Source organism: Terrimonas rubra, assembly GCF_042686025.1.
GTDB lineage: Bacteria > Bacteroidota > Bacteroidia > Chitinophagales > Chitinophagaceae > Terrimonas > Terrimonas rubra.
The window spans coordinates 1,172,758-1,197,907 of sequence record NZ_JBHUOZ010000003.1; the positions used below are offsets into that span (position 1 = coordinate 1,172,758).

Consider the following 25,150-nt stretch of genomic DNA (forward strand, 5'->3'; position numbering starts at 1 on the left):
GCATCGTACAGGCAGACTCACCCGGTTCACTGAAACTCACCTTGATCATTTACCATATTTTTCATTCCACCATAATTTGAAGCGAATAATGAAGACTACTTTATTTACCCTATGTTGTTTATTGATAAGCGTTTTTGGTTTTGCCCAGGTAGACCAGGAGCCTGAGATGCCCGCCGGCGCCAAAATTGATGTACAATCAAACACCATTTACGGTAAAATTGTAGAGGATAACAGCAAGAAAGGTATTCCTGCCGCCTCGGTACAATTATTTATCAAAAAAGCGAATGGTACCGACTCCCTTATAGCCGGTATGCTGACCCAGAATAATGGTGATTTTAAGTTTGCCAACCTGCAGCAGGATTCTGTTTTCCGGATATTAATTTCTGCTATTGGTTATGAGCCCTACGAACAAACCATCACCGTTAGTCCGAAAGCTAACCAGCGCTTTTTTTTGAACGATCTGGGTAATATTGCCCTGATACAGGAAGTGCAGCAATTGGGCGGCGTAACGGTTACTGCCAATCGTCCTGCGCTGGAAATGGGTATTGACCGTAAAGTATTCAACGCTTCCAAAAGTTTAGTGGCAAGCGGTGGTACAGCAATTGACCTGATGAAGAATATTCCCTCAGTATCGGTTGACCTGGAAGGGAATGTACAATTACGTAACAGCTCGCCGCAGATATTTGTAGATGGCCGTCCCACTATTTTAACCCTTGACCAGATACCGGCTGAAAATATTGATAAGATTGAACTGATCACCAATCCTTCTGCCAAATTTGATGCCGCCAGCTCGGGTGGTATCATCAATATTGTTTTAAAGAAAAACAAAAGAATGGGTCTTAACGGTATAGCCAGTGCCGGCATTGGCTGGCCTAAAATTTTAAATGGCAACCTGAGCCTGAACCTGCGTGAAGGCAAGTTTAATTTCTTTTTAAACGGTGGCTTTAACCAATCGGGCGGGGAAGCAAAAGGCGAGACCGAAAGACAGAATAAATCGGGTGGGGTAATACAGAATTATTTTAACCAGACCAGTGTAAATGACCGTACCCGCCGTTTCGGGAACGGGCGTTTTGGCGTGGATTATTTTATGACCAACCGCAGTACCATTTCTTTATCACAACAGATCGGTGGCGGTAGTATGCGCAGTGATGAAAACCAATACCAGGAAAACCTGGATAACAGTAAGGCCATGATCTATTACGGTGAACGTTTTTCTGATTACCGTAACCGTATGAACCGTAACGGCACAGCCCTGAACTTTAAACATACTTTTCCTAAAGAAGGCCGTGAACTGACGGCAGATGTAAGTTATAACTACGGTAATAACCGTGGCGGCTCCAATATTTTAAATAACTACTATAACCCGGATGGAACAGCTTACCAGCCATCCAGCCTGGTGCGGAATGATAACAGGGGCAGTAACCGCCAGTTAACGGTGCAGACCGATTTTGTAAACCCCATTACCGAAGATATAAAGCTGGAAGGCGGACTACGCAGCTTTACCAATTGGTTTAAAAGTAAGTATGATGCCTTTGGTGTAAATGGTAACACGGAAACAAAATTGCCGCTGAGTAATAACTACGAGTATACCGAGAATGTATATGCCGGTTACCTGACCTACTCGCAAAAAATTAAAACATTCTCTTACCAGGCGGGTTTACGTGCTGAGTACTCTAAGTTCAATGGTTTACTGGTGGACAGTGCACAGAAATTTGGTTATGAATATCCTTCAAAATTTAAAAACATCTGGAATGCTTTATTCCCCAGTTTATTCTTGACCAAGGAGCTGAATGAAAAAGCGCAGATCCAGGCTAACTACTCCAGGCGTATCCGCCGCCCGAATTTCTGGAACATTAATCCTTTTGTTGATATTTCTGACCCGGTTAATTTACGCCAGGGTAACCCGGCATTGCGTCCCGAATTCATTAATTCATTTGAAGTGAATTACAGTCAGAACTATAAGGGCGGTAACTTCCTGGCCGTATTATATATGCGTAATAATCCTGATGATATTATGCAGTACAGCGATACCATCAGTGCACAACAATATGAGCAGTTAAAAAACGCCGGGGTTGACCCGAACGCTATTTTAAATACTTATATCAATGCCGGTGTAACCAACCGTTATGGCGCTGAGTTTACGGTACAACATAAGTTTACCGAGAATTTTGATATTACCCCAACGGTGAACCTGCAATACCGTACCGTAAAAGCCAATGTAAATAACCAGGACCTGAGTAATGAAGGCTTTAACTGGGAGGCCAAGCTGATAGCCAACTATAAGCTGGTAACACCACGTAATAAAGTATTCAATAACCTGGGTTTCCAGTTAACCGGTGAGTTTGAATCGGCACAGGTAATTGCACAAGGCCGTGAGAAAGCGCAATATGGTTTTGACTTTGCCATGAAAAAAGATTTCCTGAAGAACAACAGGGCTACGGTGACTTTTGCGGTGAATGATGTATTGAATTCTTATCGCTGGGGAACTATTTATGATACCGAGAATTTTTACCAGGATTCTTACCGTCGCTGGAATGTGCGTAGTTTTCGTTTAACTTTTAGTTACAAATTTGGTGACAGCAATTTTTCATTCACCAATAACCGCCGTAACGGTGGCGGGGGAGATGAAGGTTAAGCTGTTGAACAAAATGTAGTTGGTTAAATATGGGTAGCTTTTGTTTTAATATCTGGTAATTTGTTTTACATTGCTGCGGCTTATGGTGTTTCATTTTTAAAAAAACTGTAACGCTGCCATTAATTAATGTAAAACTGTTTTTATGAGTCACCAGGTTTTTTCTTTACTAGGGATGTTGGCAAATATGGAAATCATTGTTTTGCTGATCGTCCTTGGTTTTATTTTTTTATTTTTCCGAACATTAGTTTCCATTATAAACTTTCCTTTCAGGAACTCAGATTCTAAAATGGTATGGATCGTGTGTTTGTTTCTTTTCTGGATACCAACTATGCTCGTTTGGTGGGTAGGGAAGAGCAGCAGGTAAATGTAGCCTGTTTTATAGCCTGCGGATTTTATAAGGTTCTGCATAAACTGATACCGGGCGTCCATAATATCTGGGCGCCTTTTTCTTTTATCATCATCAGCCTGGCAGCAATGCACCATTGTTCATTAATATAGTAAGTGCCGTTTAAAACAGAACAAAGGGTAATGGCATGAGTGCCCTGGTAAATACCCCAGCCGGGGCCAGCCTGTAAACTTACCTGGGTTTGTACAGAAGGATTAACTATAATACCACCTGATAAACGGGAATGCAGGTAGTTGCCATTTTTAAAAGAATGCCCTGCCTCCTTATCCTTCCGGCCTATATAATAATCCACGCCAACACTGCCGACCCAACCGATGTGTTTTTTAGGTGCTGTTATACCAAAACGATGATTGGTAATGGCATATTGAACGCCGGCCCCCATAAGATGCGTTTCGTTGAAATTACTGACCGGTAACTGCAGGCCTGCGCTCAACTCCTGCCGGTAACCGGAACTCCTGTTTTGTGCTTTTAAGCACGAAACAGTGAACAACAATAAAACGGGTATGTATAACCGGGTAAAAGAAACCATGATAAGGCAAGATACAGCAAATTAAACAGTAAATAAGCTTTGAAGGCAGGAGTATAGCGGTGCGCTGTGTTAAGGCCAATGAATTAATTTTGTTCACTTTAGCCTGTAAAAACGCAATAAAACACCGAATTTTACGCTTACTAAAAAACGTACTGCTATTGGGTCAGTTGTGGCGTATATGTGTTTGTCTGGTCATGCTGCTTATCTTTTTCTCAAAAGTTAATGCACAGGCGCCTGCGTCTTCTAACCTGCGCCAGAAATTACTGCCCGTACAGGCTGACAGTATTGTTTTAGATACCTTGAGCATTATTCCCAACACATTACGGATTGCCCAACATGATACCACTTATTACCGGGTGGATTATGTCAATGCCATCTTATACTGGAAGCAACGACCGTCCACTGACATGGTCACTGTGGAATATAGGGTATTCCCTTACAAATTAAACCCGGTGGCACAGCGGATGAATTATGACAGCCTGGTAAGGTTCAGCGGTACCTCCTTTGTGTACAATATCAACGATGACCTGAGCGATGCCCAGCGGGGTATTTTTAATTTTGGTAATATACAGGCATCCGGAAGTTTTGGCCGCCAGATAGGTTTTGGTAATAACCAGGATGCGGTGCTGAACTCCACTCTGAACGTGCAGCTAAGCGGTATGCTGGGTGATAGTATTGAGCTGCAGGCAGCCATTACCGATAATAATATCCCCATCCAGCCTGATGGTAATACACAGCAGTTAAATGAATTTGATGAAGTGTATATCCGCTTCAAAAAGAAGAACTGGCAGCTCAATATCGGTGATATTGACATTCGCCAGGACCAGGCCTATTTCCTCAATTTTTATAAACGTTTACAGGGCGTATCTTTTAACACCACCAACAGGGTAACGGATAAAATACAATCATCTACCCTGGCCAGCGCTTCTATTGCGAAGGGGAAATTCACCCGTAATGTTTTTGACGGCCTGGAAGGCAACCAGGGACCATATCGTTTACAGGGCGCTAACAGCGAGATATTTTTTATTGTACTGGGCAATACCGAAAGGGTATACCTGGACGGTGAATTATTGCAAAGAGGCGAGGACCAGGATTATGTGATCAATTACAATACCGCGGAAGTGACCTTTACGCCCAAACGTATGATCACCAAGGACAGCCGTATACAGATAGAGTTTGAGTATGCCGACCGGAATTTTTTAAATGCCAATGTGTTTTTAACACAGGAGTTTGACCTGAATAAAAAAGCGAAAGTACGTTTCGGATTTTTTAATAACAGTGATGCTAAAAACTCCTCTATCAACCAGGTACTGGATGCACCGCAGAAACATTTTTTATCGCAACTGGGCGATAGTATACAAAAGGCTTTTTATTCATCCGCCACCCTCGATACTTTTTCGGCGGGTAAAATTTTGTACGAAAAAATATATGTGGGCACGGATTCATTTTACCGGTACTCCACCGATCCCAACCTGGCCAAATATAGCCTGGGTTTTATTCAGGTAGGTTTTGGTAATGGTAATTATGTACCTGATTATAATGGGGCCAACGGTAAGGTATATGTGTATGTGGAGCCGGTAGGTGGCGTAAAACAGGGTAATTATGAGCCGGCCGTATTGCTGATAACGCCTAAGAAACAACAGGTATTTGACCTGGGTGTGGATTATAATTTTAATGAGAACACGATACTGAAAGTGGAAGGCGCCATGAGCAATTATGATATCAATACTTTTTCCAGGCTGGATAAGGGTAATAATAATGGCTTTGCCGGCAAACTGCAGTTTGCCAATAAGGCTAAACTATCTGCCAAACGCGGCACATTTTTGCAAACCAATATTGATTATGAGTATGTGCAGGACCGGTTTAAGCCACTGGAAAGGTTAAGATCGGTGGAGTTTACCCGTGACTGGGGCCTGCCGATTGTTACTACGGTTGCTACAGAAAATATTATCCGTTTTGCCAGTGGTTTGCTCAATAAAAACAATGAAGGCATTACTTACAAGTTCACCAATTACAACCGTTCCGACAGTTATAACGGTTACCAGAACAGTATTTTACACAAAGCCAATTATGGTGGCTGGGTATTTAATAATGATTTTACCATCACTAATTTTTCAACCGCTGCTGATAAAGGCCATTTTTTAAGGCCGGTACTGGATGTGAGCAAACAATTTAAAAAACTGAATGACTGGCGTGTGGGTGGGCGTTATACCCTGGAGCAAAATATCACCCGGTCAAAGGATACAGATACACTATCGGCCAATGCTTTCTCCTTTGATACTTATACGGTATATGTAAAATCGGATGAAAAGAAAAAGAACCGTTATGGTATTAACTTTTTTACGCGTTCTGATAAATATAAGATGCCGGGTGTACAGGACCTGGTAAGGGGCGACAGGAGTTATAATGTGAATGTGCAGACCGACCTGCTGGCCAATGAAAAAAGACAGTTATATGTAAATGCCACCTATCGTAAATTAAAAGTTTATGAACAGACGCTCAGCCGGCAAACAGCCGATGAGAGCATCCTGGGCCGGGTGGAGTATATGATGAATGAATGGAAGGGTTTTATAACCGGTAATGCTTTGTACGAAGTAGGGGCGGGGCAGGAGCAACGCCGCGATTTTGCTTACCTCGAAGTGCCGGCCGGTCAGGGCCAGTATGCCTGGATAGATTATAATGAAAATGGTCAACAGGAGCTGAACGAGTTTGAGCTGGCCATGTACCCCGACCAGGCCAAGTTTATCCGCCTGTTTACACCCACCAACGATTTTATAAAAGCCAATTATACCACTTTCAACTATAATATTGCGATTAACCCGCGATCGTTATGGGGAGGCAATGATATAAAAGGCTTTAAAAAGGTATTGGCTAAGTTTAATTTAAACAGCTCGCTGCAGATCACCAATAAAACCGTGGCCAAGGGTACTTTCCAGGCCAACCCTTTTAAGCTGAATGTAAACGATACAGGTCTGATCACCTTGAATACGGCTATTGTAAACACTTTATCCTTTAACCGTTTCAGCCATGTATGGGGGCTTGACCTAAGTAATATTAACAACAGTGGTAAAGCCTTACTGACCTATGGTTATGAAAGCCGCCGCACCAATGACTGGACCAGTAAATTCAGGTGGAATATGTCCAAATTATTTTTGTTTAACCTGAACCTGCGAACGGCCAGGAATGAACTGTACACGGCCAATGCGCAGTTTGATAACCGTAATTATGACCTGCATATTTACAGCGCTGAGCCGGGACTGTCATTTATTAATGGTACTACTTTCCGGGTTGCGGGTTTATATAAATTAGAATCAAAAAAGAACAAGCCGGTATTTGGCAATGAAAGTTCTTTGTCACACTCCTTAACCGCCGAATCAAAATACAACCTGTTACAAAATACAGCGGTATTAGGCAAATTCACTTTCCAGAATATCAATTACAAGCAGGGTACCAATAACCTGGTGTCTCCGGTAAGTTACATGATACTGGAGGGCCTGTTGCCCGGTAAAAATTATATCTGGAATATAACCATCACCAAACGCCTGATGAATAACCTGGAACTCAATTTTCAATACGATGGCCGTAAATCAGCCGACAGCAGGACCATTCACTCGGGCAGGGCAACGGTAACGGCGATTTTATAGGATTTAAGATTTTTGATTTAAGATTTGGGATTTATAAGGAAGGGATCATTGTTAATAGTACCCTGGTAACTATTCATAATTCATCATTTATAATTCTCCCCTTTCCCGCATAAAAAAAGTACCCGGTAAAAACCAGGCACTTTACTTATAACTTAAAACTTATTACTTACAGCTTAACTATACATTAAAACGGAAGTGCATCACATCGCCGTCTTTCACAATATACTCCTTGCCTTCAATACGTAATTTACCGGCTTCACGGGCAGCGGCTTCGGTTTTGTATTGTACATAATCGTCGTACCCGATTACTTCGGCTTTAATAAACCCTTTTTCAAAATCGGTATGTATCACACCGGCAGCCTGCGGGGCTTTCCAGCCTTCGTGAATGGTCCAGGCGCGTACTTCCTGCACGCCGGCAGTAAAGTAAGTGTACAGGTTTAACAGTTTGTAAGCCGAACGGATCAAACGGTCCAGTGCAGGCTCGGTCATTTTATATTCGTCCATGAACAGGGCTTTGTCATCTTCATTATCCATCTCGGCTATCTGGGCTTCAATGGAGTTGTTCATGATAATTACCTGTGCATTTTCGTTCTGCACGGCAGCGGTTAAAGCTTCCGAAAATTTATTGCCGGTATGCATCGAGCCTTCGTCAACGTTAGCCACGTATAAAACCGGTTTGTCGGTTAACAGGAAAAGATCGGCTACGGCTACTTTTTCTTCTTTGCTTAAACCCAGTTCACGAATGCTGCGGCCTTGTTCCAGGTGGGCCTTACAGCGCAGCAGTACTTCCAGTTCGGCTTTTAATTTGGCATCGGTCTTGGCGCCTTTTTCTGTTTTAGGAATTTTTTTCTCTATGCTTTCCAGGTCCTTTAACTGTAATTCGGTATCAATAATTTCTTTATCGGCAACCGGGTTAATGGCTCCTTCATCACGCAATACATTCTCGTCCTCGAAACAGCGGATCACATGAATGATGGCATCTACCTCACGGATATTGCCCAGGAATTTATTGCCGAGTCCTTCGCCTTTGCTGGCTCCTTTTACCAGGCCGGCAATATCAACGATCTCGATCTGGGTAGGCACAATGCGGTCGGGTATTACCAGCTCGGCCAGTTTATTTAAGCGGGTATCGGGTACATCTACCAGTCCCACGTTAGGTTCAATTGTACAAAAACGGTAGTTGCTGGCCTGGGCTTTAGCGCTGTTGCTGACAGCGTTAAAGAGGGTTGATTTTCCAACGTTGGGTAAGCCTACAATTCCTGCTTTTAAAGCCATAAAAGAATATTTAGTAAAGTGCCTGTTTAAAGTGTGTTGTACTACACCAAAAACAGCGTTTAAAAAGTAAAGGCTACTCGTTTGAGTAGCCTTTGTTGTTAGTACCCCGTAGGGGAATCGAACCCCTGTTACCAGAATGAAAATCTGATGTCCTAACCCCTAGACGAACGGGGCGTTCTGTTTTTGGGATTGCAAAGATAAGGACCTGTTTTTTACCAGCAAAAAAAAATGAAAAAATATTTAAAAAAAATATTTGAGGCCGCTGCCGCAACTACACAAATAGCTACTTTATTAATTCGTATATTTGCGAGCCTTAAAAATATTGTTCAATCACAAAACAAAACTATGAGTACTGTAAAAGTAGCCATTAACGGATTTGGAAGAATAGGTCGTTTAGTATACCGTCAGATTTATAAAATGGAAGGGATTGATGTTGTTGCCATCAACGACCTTACCAGCCCTAAAGTTTTAGCGCATCTGTTAAAATACGATACAGCTCAGGGGCGTTTTGATGCTGACGTAAAAGCCACCGAAAACTCCATTATTGTTAACGGAGACGAAGTTAAAATATACGCACAAAAAGATCCTGCTCAGATTCCATGGGCTTCTCACGAAGTGGATGTGGTATTGGAGTGTACCGGTTTCTTCACCGATAAAGCAAAAGCGGAAGCCCATATCACCGCAGGCGCTAAAAAAGTAGTGATCTCTGCACCGGCTACCGGCGATCTGAAAACAATTGTATTCAACGTAAACCACAGCATCCTGGATGGCAGCGAAACAATCATCAGCTGTGCATCCTGCACCACTAACTGCCTGGCGCCAATGGCACAGGTATTAGAGGAGAAATTTGGCATTGTTAATGGTTTAATGACCACTATACACGCTTATACCAATGACCAGAACACACAGGATGCGCCGCATCCTAAAGGTGACCTGCGCCGTGCCCGTGCTGCTGCACAGAACATTGTGCCTAACAGTACCGGTGCCGCCAAAGCTATTGGCCTGGTATTACCTTCTTTAAAAGGTAAACTGGATGGCAGCGCACAACGTGTTCCTACACTTACCGGCTCTTTAACCGAGGTAACAGCGGTATTAAATGCCAAAACCAGTGTGGAAGAAGTAAATGCTGCTATGAAAGCCGCCGCTAACGAAAGCTTTGGTTATACCGAAGACGAAATTGTAAGCAGTGATATCATCGGTATCAACTTTGGTTCATTATTCGATGCTACCCAAACCCGTGTACAAACAGTTGGCGATACGCAACTGGTACGTGTGGTAAGCTGGTACGATAACGAAATGAGCTATGTAAGCCAGTTGGTACGCACCGTACATTATTTTGCACAACTGATCAGCAAATAAGTTCTTAACCATATTATGGCGTGCCCCCGTGTCGGGTAAAATAATAACGATAAGTTATATTCACTGACACGGGGTCGGGCTATACGCTGCTACTCCGGCACACCCCCTGACCCCCACAACGGGGGAACCGCTAAGCACAGGGCTTCACCGGGGTATCCGCGGCTATCCCTCACGCATGTTGAAAAACTAACTCACTTGTCATACTTTTACTTAGATCTGAGCCCTCTCATATTGTTTTAAAGAAAAACATTACAAACTATATGAGTAAGAAAAATGTAAAACGATTAAGCGCCAAAGAAATTCAAACCGAAATTGAGAACGGGGGAAAGTTTGTGCACTATCAATATGTTATTTCCTATATTATCGGTACATCCAAGAATCAATCTGAATTAAAACTGATAAAACAGGGACAAAGCACTTTTTTGCATAGTTTTTGGTACAACCTGGGTACCATCATGTTTGGATGGTGGGGATTTCCTTCCGGTCCGTCAACTGTCGTAAAAGCATTGCGGACAAATATGAAAGGCGGGGTTGATGTAACCAACCAGATACTGGCGGTTTCCGCGGGATACCTGATGTACGAGGAAGCCAACAGCGAAAAAGCATAAGTCCGGTATTATCATAAATTATACAACAATAATCATGAGCAAGTTTTCCGATTACAATTTTAATGATCAAAAAGTGCTGGTAAGGGTTGACTTTAACGTACCCCTGAACGAATCATTAGAAATTACCGATGATACCCGGATCAAAGCGGCTATACCCACTATTAAAAAAATAGTGGAAGATGGCGGCAAAGTGATTTTAATGTCCCATTTAGGCCGTCCGAAAGACGGGCCCACGGATAAGTATTCGCTGAAACATTTAGTACAACATATCCATACTTTATTAACGGATGCGCTGGGTAAGCCGGTACCGGTATTGTTTGCCGATGATTGTATTGGCGAGCAGGCGGCACTTACGGCCAGTATGATGCGTCCCGGTGAAGTATTATTATTGGAGAACCTGCGCTTTTATAAAGAAGAAGAAAAAGGAGATAAAGCGTTTGCCAAAAAGCTGAGCGCTTTAGGTGATGTATACGTGAATGATGCCTTTGGTACAGCACACCGGGCACATGCTTCTACAGCGGTAATGGCTGAGTTTTTCCCTGCCGATAAAAAAATGTTCGGCTTGTTAATGGAAGGGGAAGTAAGCAGTGCGGAAAAAGTACTGCATAGTTCAGAAAAACCTTTCACGGCCATTATTGGTGGTGCCAAGGTTTCTGATAAAATACTGATCATCGAAAACCTGCTGGAAAAAGCTACTGACATTATTATCGGTGGTGGTATGGCTTACACTTTCTTTAAAGCAAGAGGGGGTAATATCGGCGCTTCTTTATGTGAGGCCGACCGTTTAGATACCGCTAAGGCTTTACTGGAAAAAGCAGCAGCTAAAAATGTAAAAATTCATTTACCCGAAGATTCCGTGATCGCTGATAAATTTGCGGCAGATGCCAATACTGATACGGCTGCATCGGGTAATATTCCCGATGGCTGGATGGGCCTGGATATAGGGGCTGTTGCCATTGAAGCATTTACCAATGTGATACTGGCTTCCAAAACCATTTTATGGAACGGCCCGATGGGTGTTTTTGAAATGGAGAAATTCCAGGCAGGCACTAAAGCTATTGCAACTGCAGTGGCCCAGGCTACACAAAACGGCTCCTTCAGTTTAGTAGGCGGGGGTGATAGTGTGGCTGCCGTGAACCAGTTTGGTTTTAGTGATAAAGTAAGTTATGTATCCACCGGTGGTGGTGCTATGCTGGAATACTTTGAAGGTAAAACCTTACCGGGTATTGCTGCGATTAAAGCATAATAATTATCGTTTAATGATATACAAGGTCCCCTGTTTTATGACAGGGGATTTTTTTATTAAGCAGATTACCGGTCCGGTTTCTTAGCAATGGTTAAGAAATCTGTTTTTGTTCATAGGTAGTTTTGTGTGCTTACTTTTTAATAATGAATAAAGACGAACAGTATATGCGCAGAAAACTTCCATTGTTCACCGGCATCTCTTTGTTAACTATGGCTATCCTGGCGGGCATTGGTTATGGATATGCTTTTCCGCAAATTTATATCCGTGATAATGCACCTGCAACCTTCACTAACCTTGCTGTAAATAATGATCTGTTTATTTGTTTTATAGTATGCTTCCTGGTTATATTTTTACTCGACCTGTTGCTTTGCTGGTTCCTGTACAGGCTTTTTCAGCAGGTAAACAGCAGCCTGGCTATCCTGATGGCGCTTGCCCGGCTGGTGTACAGCACGGTTTTGGGATGGGCAATTGTACACTTGTTAATGATCCCCCCGTTTATACCCGGCCATACGGGGTCCACTGCGGTTATGTTTCATTTCGAAAGCTTTTTAACAATATGGTCGCTTGGCCTGATTGTTTTTGGGGTACACCTGGTATTACTGGGATATCTGTTGATCAAAACACCTGCTGTACCTAAACTGATCGGGTATATGGCCGTTTTTGCAGGGCTATGTTATTTACTCACCAATATGGCTGCCCGTTTTTTACCTGGCTATGCAGCTTATAGTGATACTGTTGACATGGTTCTATCCCTGCCCATGGCATTGGGTGAGTTATTATTAGCAACCTGGCTACTGGTGAAGAAAGAACGGTGGAACAAATTACCGGGCCCGGGTTATGTTTCCCCGGATATGGCTTAATTGTTCGGGCGTTCAGTGTAACCATATACTGGCCTATTTTTCACCCGTTTTGATGCCGGTATCTGGTACCTTCTGTACGGCATAATCAATCAATTTCACGGTTCTTCCATCTGCCGATACATTTAATTGAGCCCAGCCATAATATTTTTTATCACTGTCAATAGTATAAAAACCTATATACAGGTTCCCCTTCCCGGCAAAATCACCTTTCGAGGAAGTACTGTTGGTTACATAATCGTAGCTAATGGCCGGTGAGCTGGTATTCCAGCTTATAGAAGCACTATTGATAACAACACCGGCCGGCATTCCTTTAATTAAACCGTGGGTATTGGTTAAAATAGCCCCTGCGCTGTTATTGGGGTGGAGATAAATACCATTAGGGCTTGTTTCCCAGCTCATCAAAATGCCGATAGCTAGTTTGGGTACGGATGCACTGATGCTGCCGATATATTCGAACCGGTCAGTGGGGGCCGGTTTGGGCGTATAGGTTTTCAGTGTTTCATTCACTGACTCATAAATAATATTGGGGTTAGGGGCCGGGTCGTCCTTGCTTTTTTTACAACCATAAGTAGTGGCTACAGCAATAAACAGGACTGCAATAATAAGTTGTTTCATAAAGTTTTAGTTTATGTTGCTAAGCTAGTTGTAAAAAGGGGAGACAATAAATCAACTCGTTAAAGGGAGGCCTGAAATCGATAAAGGGAAACGGGGCGCAGCGGATTAGTACACTTTACCCTTCTTTTACGTTTCAATCTGCCTTACCTTTGCCACCTTTATGAAATATCACAACGAAATTCAGCGCAGGCGAACCTTTGCCATTATCAGTCACCCGGATGCCGGTAAAACCACCCTGACGGAAAAATTCCTGTTATTTGGTGGCGCCATCCAGATAGCCGGTGCGGTAAAGAGCAATAAAATTAAAAAGCATGCTACTTCCGACTTTATGGAAATAGAGCGGCAGCGTGGTATATCGGTAGCCACTTCGGTAATGAGTTTCGAATACAATGATATTCTCATCAACCTGCTGGATACACCGGGTCACAAGGACTTTGCGGAGGATACCTACCGTACCCTTACGGCAGTGGATAGCGTTATCCTGGTGGTGGACAGTGTGAACGGAGTGGAAGACCAGACCCGCCGACTGATGGAGGTATGCCGGATGCGTGATACGCCGGTAATTGTATTCATCAATAAAATGGACAGGGACGGTAAAAACCGTTTTGACCTGCTGGAAGAGATTGAAAAAGAGCTGAAAATTTCCCTGCACCCCATGACCTGGCCCATTAACAGTGGTAAGGATTTTAAAGGGGTATATAATTTACACGATCATAACCTGCGGCTGTTTACGGCCAATACCAAGGCTGTAGACGAGGATGATGTAACGGCCATTGAAGATATTAATGACAGCCTGCTGGAGAAAAAGATAGGAGAAGCGGATGCGGCAATTTTAAGGGAGGATATTGAACTGGTGGATGGCGTAAATGGCCCGCTGGATGTTGAGTACTACCTGGCCGGACAGGTAGCGCCGGTTTTCTTTGGCAGCGCCATCAACAACTTTGGTGTAAAGGAAATGCTGGATACGTTTATTGAAATAGCGCCTACACCACGCAGCCGCGAAACCACCAGCCGTTTGCTGGATGTGGAAGAGGAAAAACTGAGCGGTTTTATATTTAAGATCCACGCCAACCTCGACCCCAAACACCGGGACAGGATCGCTTTCTTAAGGGTATGCTCCGGTAAGTTCCAGCGTAATAAATATTTCCACCATGTACGCCTGGACAAGGATGTGCGTTTCAGCAACCCTTATTCCTTTATGGCCCGTGACAAAAGTATTATCGAAGATGCTTATGCGGGTGATGTGGTAGGTTTGTTTGACACCGGTAATTTTAAGATAGGTGATACCTTGACCGAAGGTGAGAACTTTTATTTCACTGGTATTCCTTCTTTCTCACCTGAAATTTTTAAAGAGGTAGTGAATAAAGACCCTTTAAAAACCAAACAGTTAGAAAAAGGATTGTTACAACTTACTGATGAAGGTGTAGCCCAGTTATTTACCCAGTTTGGCGGTAATAAAAAGATCATCGGTTGTGTGGGCGAACTGCAGTTTGAGGTAATTCAATACCGTTTGCTGCATGAATATGGCGCTTCGGTAACCTTCAACAGTATGCCCTTTTACAAAGCCTGCTGGTTAACCAGTAAGGACCCTAAGAAATTACTGGAATTTACCCGCTTTAAACAGGCCAATATTGCAGAGGATAAAGATGGTCACGTGGTGTACCTGGCACAAAGTGAATGGTTCCTGAATACCGAGATCACCAATAACCCGGATATCACTTTCCACTTTACCAGCGAGATACATAAGGCGGAAATGTAAAGCCATAGCCATTACCTCGCCAGGGTAATGGTATATTCATCCGTTATATTATTATTGGTTCTCCATATCCGGAATGTAGCCCCACGCAATAGTGTGTAATTATAAGTGCCGTTCAATACAATAGCACCTGTTTCGTTACAAGCATTGGTAAAACTTACCTGGTTGGTATTGATGGTAAATGTGCCGTTACAAATTACCGGGTAAGCGGCAGTGCTGCTGCCGGAAAAATTATTGCCGGTAAAGGCAATGGTTATATCCGTAGTTGCCATACCCGTACGGCTGAAATTACCATTATAGGTGCCTGCCAATACAGGCGGGTCCTGTGTCCCTTCCTCCTGCACATCTTTTTCTTTTGAACATCCTGTTATTATTGTTGCCCATGTTAGGCCTGCCAATAGTATTTTATATACCTGTTTCATAACAACCTGTTTTAGGTTAACCAATACCCTGGACGGTTATACCCATAAACTTGCACGAATCAGGCCAAAAAAAGTCCCGGTATAACCGGGACTTTTTGTTAAGCTATCTTACTGTATTTCTTATTGTTACCAAAAGTTAGGGCTAGTGTTTTTTCTTATTAAAACTTAGCAATAACACCGGTATAATTCTGAGGGGTTATTTTCTTCAGCTCTTTTTTGAGGGTAGCAGTAATATTTAACCCGTCAATAAACTGGTGTATGGCTGCTTTATCTATCTTGTCCTTACCTCTTGACAGCTCTTTCAGTGCCTCATAAGGGTTAGGGAATTTTTCACGGCGTAAGATGGTTTGTATGGCTTCGGTCACTACCGGCCAGTTATCTTCCAGGTCGGCATTGATCTTGGCGTTATTCACTACCAGTTTACCCAGGCCTTTTTCCAGAGATTTAATCGCAATAAACGTGTGTCCCAGGGGTACACCGATATTTCTTAATACGGTTGAATCGGTCAGGTCGCGTTGTAAACGGGAAACCGGGAGTTTGGCCGATAAATGTTCCAGTAAAGCATTGGCAATACCCAGGTTGCCTTCGGCATTTTCAAAATCAATCGGGTTTACTTTATGCGGCATGGTAGAGGACCCCACTTCGCCTTTCTTGGTTTTTTGTTTAAAGTACTCAAATGCAATATAGGTCCATACGTCACGGGAAAGGTCCAGTAAAATATTATTAATCCGTTTGATGGCATCAAAATGAGCAGCCAGGTTATCATAATGTTCTATCTGGGTAGTAAATTGCTGGCGTTGCAGACCTAAGGAGCCAATAAATTCATTGCCCCATTTGATCCAGTCGTTTTTAGGAAAAGCTACATGGTGCGCATTAAAGTTCCCAGTGGCACCTCCAAACTTGGCTGTGTAAGGTATATGTAATAACTGTTCTACCTGGTTATTGATCCTTTCCACAAATACCATAAACTCTTTACCCAGCGTAGTAGGGCTGGCAGGTTGCCCGTGTGTATGGGCCAGCAGGGGAATGTCTTTCCACTCTGTTGCCAGTTGTTTTAAATGGCCGGCCAGGTTTAACAGGGTGGGGAGGTATTCCAGTTCCAGGGCATTTTTCCAGGATAAAGGAACGGCGCTGTTATTAATATCCTGCGAGGTTAAACCAAAATGCACCCATTCCGTCAGTTCACCGGCCTCGTTATCCTGTAAAATGTTTTTCAGGAAATATTCCACGGCTTTTACATCGTGGTTGGTGGTAGCTTCAATATCTTTTATTGCCTGGGCCTGTTCTACGGTAAAGCCTTCCAATAGTTGTTTTAAGGCTTTTTTAGCTTTGAGCGGCAGTTTAAAGAACTTCTTTTTTTCTAAAAAAAACAGGTATTGCACTTCTACTTCAATACGGTATTTAATTAAACCATATTCGGAAAAATAGGCGTCCAATTGTTCACTTTGTTTACGATAACGTCCGTCAACGGCCGAAACGGCTGTAAGAGAAGATAGTTGCATGAATACTTATTGTTTTATCTTTGAGGTTGCAAAAATAGTTGAATTGGACAAGAGAATAAAAGTAGGAATTGTAAGTTACCGGAATACCCGTCCTTTAATTTACGGATTGCAGCAGGAGCCTGTATCGCAGCAGATCGATTTGGTGGAGGCCATACCCTCGGAACTGGCCAATATGCTGGTAGGAGGGCAGATTGATGTGGGCCTGGTACCCGTGGCTATTTTACCGCAACTGGAAGAGTATCATATCATTGGTAACCATTGCATTGCCACCGATACAGAAGTAGCTTCCGTTTGCCTGTTCAGTGAAGTGCCTTTGCAGGAAATAGAGACCATTTACCTCGATTACCAGAGCCGTTCCTCGGTAGCGCTCTTAAAAATACTGATGCGGGAATCCTGGGGTATTAACCCGCAGCTGATCATGGCCAAAGACGAGAGTTATCGTAAGGAGATCAAAGGCACTACAGCCGGCCTTGTGATAGGCGACAGGGCCCTGGAGCAGCGCCGCCAATCTACTTTTATTTATGACCTGGCCTCTGAATGGCGTGCCATTACGGGTCTGCCTTTTGTATTTGCCGCCTGGGTAAGCCTGAAACCCTTACCGCCCGGTTTTATCGCCACTTTTGACGCGGCCAATGCTTTAGGCCTCGATCATATTGATGAAATAGTAGCCGCGCATCCTTATCCCTACTACAATCTGAAAAAATATTATACCCTGCACCTCAGTTATACTTTAGATGAACGCAAGCGTAAGGGCATGGAATTATTCTTATCTTACCTGCAGCACCAGCAACCGGTATTGGTTGGTTAATAGTTCATGGTTAATAGTTAATGGTTGATGGTGTTTAGTGAATGCATCATTTAACATTTATAATTCATCAATCTCACTAAGAATGTGAAAGATGAATCGTAAATTGGTGATCTCTAAATCATAACTATTCCCGTTAACACTCTCATGAACCAGCATTGCCTGAAACATATTTCCCTGTTTTTAACTATGGCAGCCATTTTTGCTGCTCAACTTGTTTCTGCCCAGGATACGGCCGCATTACGGACTTCAATAAAAGAGCAGTTAACAGTTCCTTTCGGTACTCTAGTTAAAATGGAGGTCGAAGTTGTTGACGGAGACGATCTCCGGAAAAAAGAACTGCAAGGTGTTTTCCTTTTTAAAATAAAAGCTGTTGATAGTGTTGTATTACATGAACCTGTTATTATGATATTTAAAGATGAGACGGATAGGTTTCCTGACGATGGATTCAGTTTGTACCGACACCTGTATGGTAAAAAAAGGAACAAGTTAACGACAGCGGAAAATGACGAGATGAAAAGAAAGTATGTTGGCAAATCGTTTACAATAATGGGATATGAATCCGGCGCATTCACCGGGATACCCGATGACTACTTTAAATACCAGCCTGTCCGCCAGGATAATAATTTTTATTTCCGGCATTATTTGGTAGTGGTGGCCGATTTGTCTAAAACGGGTCAATGATATAGAACACAACTAATAAATTATACCATGGATAAAGTTAGCCTCGTACAGAAATTTGCGCTTTTTTCTGAGCACTGGTCGCCAAAGATCGTTGGGGAATTAAACGGGCAACATGTAAAACTGGCCAAATTTGAAGGGGAGTTTGTATGGCATAAACATGACCATGAGGATGAACTGTTTTTTATCGTGGAAGGTGTATTAAAGATCGAGTTCCGGGATAAAACCGTAACCCTGAAGAAAGGCGAATTTATGATCGTTCCCAAAGGGGTAGAACATAAGCCCGTTGCCGAAAGCGAGGTTTGGGTCATGCTTTTTGAACCGGCCACTACTTTAAATACCGGGGATATAGAAAACGAATTAACAAAGCCTGAATTGGACCGCCTGTAAAAAACTGATTAAAAACAGCTGTAATGAAGAAAATAGTGTTAGACCTGGCAGTAAGCCTGGACGGATTTATAGAAGGGCCCAATGGCGAGATTGACTGGTGTATTATGGATGATGATATGAATTTTGAAGGTTTTTTGGACAGTGTGGACACCATATTTTATGGCAGGGTAAGTTATGATATGTGGGGCAACTATCAACCGGCCGCTGATGCGGCCCCGGCAGAAAAGACCATGTGGGCAACCGTACACGCCAGGAAAAAGTTTGTTTTCTCCCGTGAGATCAGGCAGGATGATAAAGCAAGTTTCATTAAACCCGACGACCTCGTGAAAGAGGTGAACGCTATAAAACAGCAGGATGGAAAAGATATCTGGTTATATGGTGGCGCAGGCTTAATTAAGACCTTTATTCAGCAGGGTTTGATCGATGTATACCGTGTATCGGTGCATCCTGTAGTACTGGGAGCCGGAAAGCCTTTGTTTGAGGACATGCAGGGCAGGCTTAATTTAAAATTATTACAAACCAATGTTTTCAGATCGGGTGTGGTGCAATTGATTTATGAACCGCTACCGTAATAATAAAATACAGATCAATAAAAAAACGGCACTGTTAGGTGCCGGCCTGGTTTTTCGAAACAGTATTAAGATAAATTAGTGAAACACACTAAGGGTGGGAAAGTAAATTTTTTGAAAATCAAGGTTGGTCTCATCACCGCCATATACTATCTTCTTCACCAGGCTGCCATTACTGGCATTGTATATCAGTAAATAGTTTATAGTAGAAGCATTGCCATACCCTTTAATGCCATTTACGATCAGGTAGTCTTTGTTTTTATCGTAACGGATAGCGCCGTATACCATAAACGGTGACTCGTTAATGGTAATAAAAGGTTGATCCAGTGACCCGGGGTTACCATCAATGTATTTGTAAATTTTAGTGCCGGAGTGATAGAATACCGCATTCTCTTTCGTAGAAGCCGTAAGGATGGTTGGTGCGTCCAGTCCCCATGAGCTAACGGCTACCGGTATGGTTACACCGGCTGTATCCAGCTTGCTGTCAATAGCTACCAGGCGTGTCCCCACAGCACCCCATACTTTACCATTGGGAGTAGTGGTTAAACCACGGTTGATATTGGTAAAACTCTTAACAAAAGAGTTGTTACTGCTTACATTGATGATCTTTACACCATTGCTTTGTAATACAAAAATGTAATTATCCGTTTTGATCATATCACCGGAGTTCACGGCCGATACCGTCTGCAGTTTTGATTGTACCTGTAAAGTGGTAAGATCAATATAATACACACCGTCATTGGCGCTTACCAACCCGGTATTACCACTGACGTGTACAATGCTGCGCCAGTTGCTGGCTTCCTGGGTGTAGCGGGCTTCTTCCTTTAACGTACCGGCATCTACTTTAACAATAGGGCCGTTTATTTTACTTAACAGGTATAATTTACCATTAATGATGCCGGCAAATTGCAGGGTGCTGGTCATGGCGGCATTAGAAGTGACCTTACCGGGATTCTCCTTTTCATATACCCTGGTAGCTACCGTATCGGCGCCATAGGCGTAAAAGTTAACTGTTCCTGCCGATTTGCCATAGGACCCTTCGCCGATGATAAAAAAACCATTGTCATAAGGCCGGGCAGGTACAGGCGGTTCGGGGCCGGTGATACCATCGCTGTCACGTGAACAGGAATATAAAGTAATGGCCAGTATACCTAAACAGGCCCATTGTTTTGTTTGTTGTAAAAATTTCATTGTTGTTAATTATCAGGTTAGGTGGTGTTGGGTTAATTATAATGCAGGTCTTTAATACCGTTTACTTCAGTGGATACTTCTCCTAACCAGCCACCGTCGCCTAATACGGCTGTTTGTACCTTGATAAAATCAATGGCTTTCAAATGAACCTTATTGCCTTTTTCATCAACAGCATTGTCAATATCCAATAAATTGCCACCTACAATATTATCGGCGTAACCCCAGGCATAAGGCATGGATTTAATATAGCTAGGAACGGTAAGGTCTAACTTCCCTTTTAACCAGGCACCTTTTAAGGTATAACTGTTCGCGGTGATCCATTCAGGATAATATGCCTGTGTATGGAAGCTGTTTTTCTTTACAAAGCCGCTGGCACCTTTATTGTCAGTCCAGGGTACATCTTTATTGGGTGCATCCGGGCGGTAGTAGGTCACTTCATAATTTCTGGCATATTCGGCAGGGCCTTTATCAAATTCGCTGCCTGCCAATTCATACCATTTATCATCGGGTAAACCGTTGCCGTTATCGTCCTGCATAACGTATACAATACCGGGCTCGCTCCATTCGGTTAAAGCATTGCCCAATACCTGTATATCATTGCCTTCCTTGTTAGGTACACTGTGATCGAAGCCCATTACAATATAGCCGCCAAATGCACCCAGGGTAACCATACCGGTTTTGCCCACAATACCTTCGGCGCTGGCCAGGTTGCCCGGCGCTTTATTGATAAACTGTCCCGGTGCCGGCAAGTATTCAAATAATTTTGTTACGTACGCATTGGCACCGCCGCTGCGGATAAGGGCATTTACTTTAACGGTAAAGCTGTCGCGGAAAGAACCATACTGGTTGGCGGCCAGGTAATATACTTTGTAGGTGCCTGCCACATCAAATGCATGACTGAAAACACTGTTGATAGAAATGGCACGGCCATTTACATACCATACTTCATTCACCTCTTTACCGGCGGTGATGGTTGCGTTGATGGTTACAATTTCTTTGATATTGGTCTCAATAATTTTCTCCGTTACAGAGAAAGTGGCATTGGGGACAGCCGTGTCTTCTTTTTTACAACTGTATAAAAGAACGATAGTTGCTACAGCCCATGTTAGTTTTTTTAACTGTTTCATTTGTCTGGTTTTGTTGCTTATTTTGTTTTTGTTTTAAATGCGATATGTGCAGGGATATTACCTGTTGTGGTAGATAAGAACCGTTTACCTTCTTTCGTATACCCGTACAGGGTGCCGGAGGATACATAGTCTTTGGCATCGGTGATATATATGTTACGGCTTACAGGGTCAACGGCTAAACCGTAAGGTGTATGGATATCAGTATGTGTATTATCGGTAATAAAATTCTTGTTCAGCAGGGTTTGTGTTTTAACATTGATCATGTTATAGGTAACGGTCCAGGATAGGGTAGCATAACTGAATTGAGAGCCCACGATGTAGGCAGTATCACCGGTGATGGCCAGGTTGGCTGCTGCAATATCGAATGTTTTGGTAATGGCTTCCGTTTGCGTATTCAGCACAAATAATTTGGAAGGAATATCCTGGTAATCGCCACGGGAGGTTACATATAAATTACCGCTGCTATCGGCTTTTAAACGATGCAGGTTAATGGCCACATCAATATCTTTTATTTTTGTAAAACTGTTCAGGTCGATAACCGAAACGGTACGTTCGTAATGGGCCGGGTCATACCCCCCGGAATTGGTAATGTATAATTTGTTACCGACAATGGCCATTTCTTCCGGCTGGCGTCCTACGGTTACTTTACGGGTTATTTGTAAAGTATTGGTGTCGATCTCTGCTACAAATCCGTTGGGTGACCCTGTACCTAATTGAATATTGCCATCATAGGCGCTTACATAGGCTTTGCCTTTTGCAAAAGTTACATACCGGCAGTTTTGTATGGTAATAATGCCCAGGCGCTTGGTGGTTCCGGCATCCATTACCTCTACTTTATTGGAAGCATTGATCACTGCATATAACTTGCTGCCATAAATGCCTATATCGTTCCCTACATCGCCTAATTCCTTTACCGCACTTGGGTTAGCAGCCGCATAAATATTACTGCGGTATATGCCGCCGGCATAATCATAATAATCGAGGGTAGACATGTTTGTACCCATATTACCTTCGTTCAGCAGGTAAAAACCTTCTACGGTAATCACCGGTTGTTCGGGCACGGGCACTACTTCCTCTTCCAGTGTTTTATCATCTTTTCTACAGGAAACAAGCGTGATAACTAAACAGGCTATTACATAAATTGATTTCATTGTTCTACGCATCATGTTAAAGGGTTAAACTAAACGTAGTTCTGAAATTGGTTCCCGGCATGGGATAATTCAGCACTACATCATAGTATTGGTTAAATACATTGTTTACTTCAAGGGAAATACGGTATTGTTTATTTTTTACTTTTTTCTCCCATACAATACCCAGGTCGGTAGTGTACCAGGGTTGCATATAGTTGACCGGCTTGTTCTCGGGGAGTACATAACGATCACCTGTATACAGGTAGCTATAATTAAGTGTCCAGCTGCGCCATTGTAAGGAGCCGTGCAGGGAACCGCTGTGTACCGGTGTATAAGGGATCTGGTGATTGTAAGATGATTCTCCGGGTGTTTTATTGAGTGCTTTTTGATACGTATAGCCCACACCAAACTGTAATAGGATTTTTGACCATAACAGCCGGTTATACTCAGCATTTACATCAATACCTTTGATGGTGACCAGGCCCTGGTTGATCATCATCCACCGGAAAAGATTGGTGGATGGTACGGCAATGATCTTGTCTTTTATACGGTTAAAATAGGCATCGGCCTGTATGGAAAAACTTTGTTTGTCTCCCTGTGATTTATTATAGATAAAGCCTGCGTTCCATTGTCTGGTATACTCCGGGTCCAGTTTTATATTACCGATCTCGGTATAATACAGGTCGTTGAAATTGGGCATACGTAAGGATTCTTTGTAAAATGCCCGCAACCTGAAATGCCTGGAGCTGGTAGGTTGAAAGGAAAGTCCGATATAGGGGAGTAAGGCTTTTCGGTCTTCGGAGGTGGTATACTGCTTTACATACTCATCATAATAACAATATACCAGGGAAGACTGTACAGTAATACGTTCAAAATTAAAATTGCTGGCAAAAACACCTACATAACTGTTCCGCCTGGGGTAGGCAAAACGATAGAGGTTAGCGTTTAAAAGGTTGTAAGAATAATCAGCAGATAAACCCAACTGCCACCAGGGCCTGGCAAGGTATTGCTGGGCAACCGATACATACCATTCAGTCTGGTAATAACGATTGGTAAGGGCGCCTTCCAGCGTACCGATCCTGGGATCAACATATTTTAAATAATCACGTACATACTTGGCATTGACCAGGATACTATAACTGGAGTCAAAATTGTGTTTGTAATTGCCCTGTATAAAAATATTCCTGTCCCACTGCCGTTGCGGGTTATAAAAAACATTGGAAACAATGGCGCCGGGCAATCCTCTTTCCGAGTTATAAAAATAACCTTTGATAAAGCCATCATTTTGCTGGCCTTTATAAAATAAACCGGTCTCGGCCCTGAATGCTTCAACGTCTCCGTTGTGCCTGGTGGCAGTAGTATCGTAGCCTCCACTTTGTCCTTTTTTAATATCCCGGTACCTGTATTTACCATGGGCATTTATATATTCAGTGCTGACAGCGGTACTCCATTGATTGTTTAGCTTTTGATGCCAGAGCAAGGATGGGTTAACAAGGCCGAAGGAACCGGTTTTAAAACTGGTCTTCAGTAAATGATGGCTACTATCAAACTGGGGGATTTTTGTTTTAATAAAGATGGAACTGGATGCCAGGTAAGCACGGGCCGGTTGCGGTAAAACCGTTTTTTGCCCGTTGTATAATTCAATGCTTTCAATATTATCCAGTGAAAACTTGCCAAGGTCTACCGTACCGTTTTGTGCATTACCCAATAGCATGCCGTCAAATATTACGGCTACATGCTGTGTGCCCATGCTGCGCACATTGATGGTCTTTAACCCGCCAACCCCTCCATAATCCTTCAGTTGTATACCGGAGAAATAACGTACGGCATCGGCTACTGAAAAACTGTTGAGTGAGGCCAGTTTTTTGCCATTTAGTATTTGTGAAGGGGTAGGCGAGACGATCCTGTGCATGGCATTGTTGCGTACTACCACTTCATCCAGTTGTACGTGCAGGGAATTCTGTACATGGCTTTGCCCATTTACGGTGATGCCTGTAAATAATAAAACAAGGCAACAGCATAGCTGTTGTGCACAACGCTTCATTCAGTTACTATTTGATAAAAAAATCAAACAGCTTGCAGGATGTTAAGAAAACAAATGGATGCTAATTTTTTCAGCACTTGTTATACTCAAAGCTTCATGTCCCGAAAGCTTAAAATTTATAATGCGCTGGCAGGTCTCCTGACTTGTCCTCATTTTGAACGGCCTTCCCATAATACCGGGTATTACAGTGGCAAAAGATTGTCAAAATGTTGCATTAGGACTTACAGTAGCGGGTCTGTTCAGGATTTGCACCTGATTCCCTTTTAATTGATAGCAGCCGGTAATGCTGTTATCAAACCAATGCGCCGCAAAGATAGCTTAAAATAACACCGCATGAGAAAATAATTTGAAGATGT

At 42.9% G+C, this 25,150-nt stretch carries 20 protein-coding genes, 1 tRNA gene and 1 riboswitch; of the genes, 11 read left to right on the forward strand and 10 right to left on the reverse strand.

Annotated elements, in window-relative coordinates; genetic code table 11:
• Positions 1–88 precede the first annotated feature (88 nt).
• Positions 89–2,635 carry a TonB-dependent receptor domain-containing protein gene (locus ACFS6H_RS14135; protein WP_386100032.1) on the forward strand — a complete coding sequence of 849 codons (2,547 nt, stop codon included), beginning with the start codon at positions 89–91 and terminating at the stop codon, positions 2,633–2,635.
• Between the two features lie 392 nt (positions 2,636–3,027).
• Here the strand turns inward: ACFS6H_RS14135 and ACFS6H_RS14140 are convergent, their stop codons facing one another.
• On the reverse strand, positions 3,028–3,570 hold the full coding sequence (locus tag ACFS6H_RS14140) for a hypothetical protein (RefSeq protein WP_386100035.1): 543 nt from the start codon (positions 3,568–3,570) through the stop codon (positions 3,028–3,030).
• 194 nt (positions 3,571–3,764) lie between these two features.
• Between ACFS6H_RS14140 and ACFS6H_RS14145 the strand changes: the two genes are divergently transcribed.
• Entirely contained in the window at positions 3,765–7,214 is a 3,450-nt protein-coding gene (locus tag ACFS6H_RS14145) for a hypothetical protein (protein ID WP_386100038.1), read from the forward strand.
• A gap of 177 nt (positions 7,215–7,391) precedes the next feature.
• Here ACFS6H_RS14145 and ychF read toward each other — a convergent pair whose 3' ends face one another.
• Together ychF and ACFS6H_RS14155 are read right to left on the reverse strand one after the other, a co-directional pair.
• Positions 7,392–8,489: a redox-regulated ATPase YchF gene (gene ychF / locus ACFS6H_RS14150; RefSeq protein WP_386100042.1), complete on the reverse strand. Its 1,098-nt coding sequence runs from the start codon at positions 8,487–8,489 to the stop codon at positions 7,392–7,394.
• Positions 8,490–8,591: 102 nt separating this feature from the next.
• Positions 8,592–8,663: transfer RNA gene (locus ACFS6H_RS14155), tRNA-Glu, on the reverse strand.
• 171 nt (positions 8,664–8,834) lie between these two features.
• Here ACFS6H_RS14155 and gap point away from each other — a divergent pair.
• From gap to ACFS6H_RS14175, 4 genes are all read left to right on the forward strand, one after another.
• The gene (gap, locus tag ACFS6H_RS14160) at positions 8,835–9,848 is read left to right on the forward strand and encodes a type I glyceraldehyde-3-phosphate dehydrogenase (protein ID WP_386100045.1); all 1,014 of its coding nucleotides are present in this window, start codon (positions 8,835–8,837) and stop codon (positions 9,846–9,848) included.
• 260 nt (positions 9,849–10,108) lie between these two features.
• The gene (locus ACFS6H_RS14165; RefSeq protein ID WP_386100048.1) at positions 10,109–10,456 is read left to right on the forward strand and encodes a hypothetical protein; all 348 of its coding nucleotides are present in this window, start codon (positions 10,109–10,111) and stop codon (positions 10,454–10,456) included.
• 34 nt (positions 10,457–10,490) lie between these two features.
• Entirely contained in the window at positions 10,491–11,702 is a 1,212-nt protein-coding gene (locus tag ACFS6H_RS14170; protein ID WP_386100051.1) for a phosphoglycerate kinase, read from the forward strand.
• Between the two features lie 164 nt (positions 11,703–11,866).
• Positions 11,867–12,562 carry a DUF4386 domain-containing protein gene (locus ACFS6H_RS14175; RefSeq protein WP_386100054.1) on the forward strand — a complete coding sequence of 232 codons (696 nt, stop codon included), beginning with the start codon at positions 11,867–11,869 and terminating at the stop codon, positions 12,560–12,562.
• Between the two features lie 33 nt (positions 12,563–12,595).
• On the opposite strand, the gene ACFS6H_RS14180 is transcribed toward ACFS6H_RS14175, so the two are convergent.
• Positions 12,596–13,177, reverse strand: a complete 582-nt coding sequence (locus tag ACFS6H_RS14180; protein ID WP_386100057.1) for a hypothetical protein — start codon at positions 13,175–13,177, stop codon at positions 12,596–12,598.
• A gap of 160 nt (positions 13,178–13,337) precedes the next feature.
• Between ACFS6H_RS14180 and ACFS6H_RS14185 the strand changes: the two genes are divergently transcribed.
• Complete coding sequence (locus ACFS6H_RS14185; RefSeq protein WP_386100059.1) at positions 13,338–14,936, forward strand: peptide chain release factor 3; 1,599 nt, start codon at positions 13,338–13,340, stop codon at positions 14,934–14,936.
• Between the two features lie 11 nt (positions 14,937–14,947).
• On the opposite strand, the gene ACFS6H_RS14190 is transcribed toward ACFS6H_RS14185, so the two are convergent.
• Positions 14,948–15,355 (reverse strand): hypothetical protein, encoded by a 408-nt coding sequence (locus tag ACFS6H_RS14190; RefSeq protein WP_386100062.1) that lies wholly within the window; start codon positions 15,353–15,355, stop codon positions 14,948–14,950.
• A 158-nt stretch (positions 15,356–15,513) separates the two neighbouring features.
• Positions 15,514–16,857 carry an adenylosuccinate lyase gene (gene purB / locus ACFS6H_RS14195; protein ID WP_386100065.1) on the reverse strand — a complete coding sequence of 448 codons (1,344 nt, stop codon included), beginning with the start codon at positions 16,855–16,857 and terminating at the stop codon, positions 15,514–15,516.
• Between the two features lie 43 nt (positions 16,858–16,900).
• Here purB and ACFS6H_RS14200 point away from each other — a divergent pair, with 43 nt between their 5' ends.
• The 4 genes from ACFS6H_RS14200 to ACFS6H_RS14215 all read left to right on the forward strand — a co-directional run bounded on the left by ACFS6H_RS14200 (position 16,901) and on the right by ACFS6H_RS14215 (position 19,305).
• Positions 16,901–17,665 carry a menaquinone biosynthetic enzyme MqnA/MqnD family protein gene (locus tag ACFS6H_RS14200; protein WP_386100068.1) on the forward strand — a complete coding sequence of 255 codons (765 nt, stop codon included), beginning with the start codon at positions 16,901–16,903 and terminating at the stop codon, positions 17,663–17,665.
• A 186-nt stretch (positions 17,666–17,851) separates the two neighbouring features.
• Positions 17,852–18,346 carry a hypothetical protein gene (locus ACFS6H_RS14205; RefSeq protein ID WP_386100071.1) on the forward strand — a complete coding sequence of 165 codons (495 nt, stop codon included), beginning with the start codon at positions 17,852–17,854 and terminating at the stop codon, positions 18,344–18,346.
• A 27-nt stretch (positions 18,347–18,373) separates the two neighbouring features.
• Entirely contained in the window at positions 18,374–18,733 is a 360-nt protein-coding gene (locus tag ACFS6H_RS14210) for a cupin domain-containing protein (RefSeq protein ID WP_386100074.1), read from the forward strand.
• A 23-nt stretch (positions 18,734–18,756) separates the two neighbouring features.
• Positions 18,757–19,305, forward strand: coding sequence for a dihydrofolate reductase family protein (locus ACFS6H_RS14215; protein ID WP_386100076.1), 549 nt, complete (start codon positions 18,757–18,759; stop codon positions 19,303–19,305).
• Between the two features lie 75 nt (positions 19,306–19,380).
• Here the strand turns inward: ACFS6H_RS14215 and ACFS6H_RS14220 are convergent, their stop codons facing one another.
• Genes ACFS6H_RS14220 through ACFS6H_RS14235 form a run of 4 tightly spaced genes read right to left on the reverse strand, consistent with a single transcriptional unit; the run spans position 19,381 to position 24,794 of the window.
• Positions 19,381–20,493 carry a DUF5074 domain-containing protein gene (locus ACFS6H_RS14220; protein WP_386100079.1) on the reverse strand — a complete coding sequence of 371 codons (1,113 nt, stop codon included), beginning with the start codon at positions 20,491–20,493 and terminating at the stop codon, positions 19,381–19,383.
• Positions 20,494–20,525: 32 nt separating this feature from the next.
• On the reverse strand, positions 20,526–21,620 hold the full coding sequence (locus ACFS6H_RS14225) for a hypothetical protein (protein ID WP_386100082.1): 1,095 nt from the start codon (positions 21,618–21,620) through the stop codon (positions 20,526–20,528).
• Between the two features lie 17 nt (positions 21,621–21,637).
• Positions 21,638–22,786 (reverse strand): YncE family protein, encoded by a 1,149-nt coding sequence (locus ACFS6H_RS14230; protein WP_386100085.1) that lies wholly within the window; start codon positions 22,784–22,786, stop codon positions 21,638–21,640.
• Position 22,787: 1 nt separating this feature from the next.
• Positions 22,788–24,794, reverse strand: coding sequence for a TonB-dependent receptor plug domain-containing protein (locus ACFS6H_RS14235; RefSeq protein ID WP_386100088.1), 2,007 nt, complete (start codon positions 24,792–24,794; stop codon positions 22,788–22,790).
• 111 nt (positions 24,795–24,905) lie between these two features.
• Positions 24,906–25,111: riboswitch (cobalamin riboswitch) on the reverse strand.
• Between the last annotated feature and the right edge of the window lie 39 nt (positions 25,112–25,150).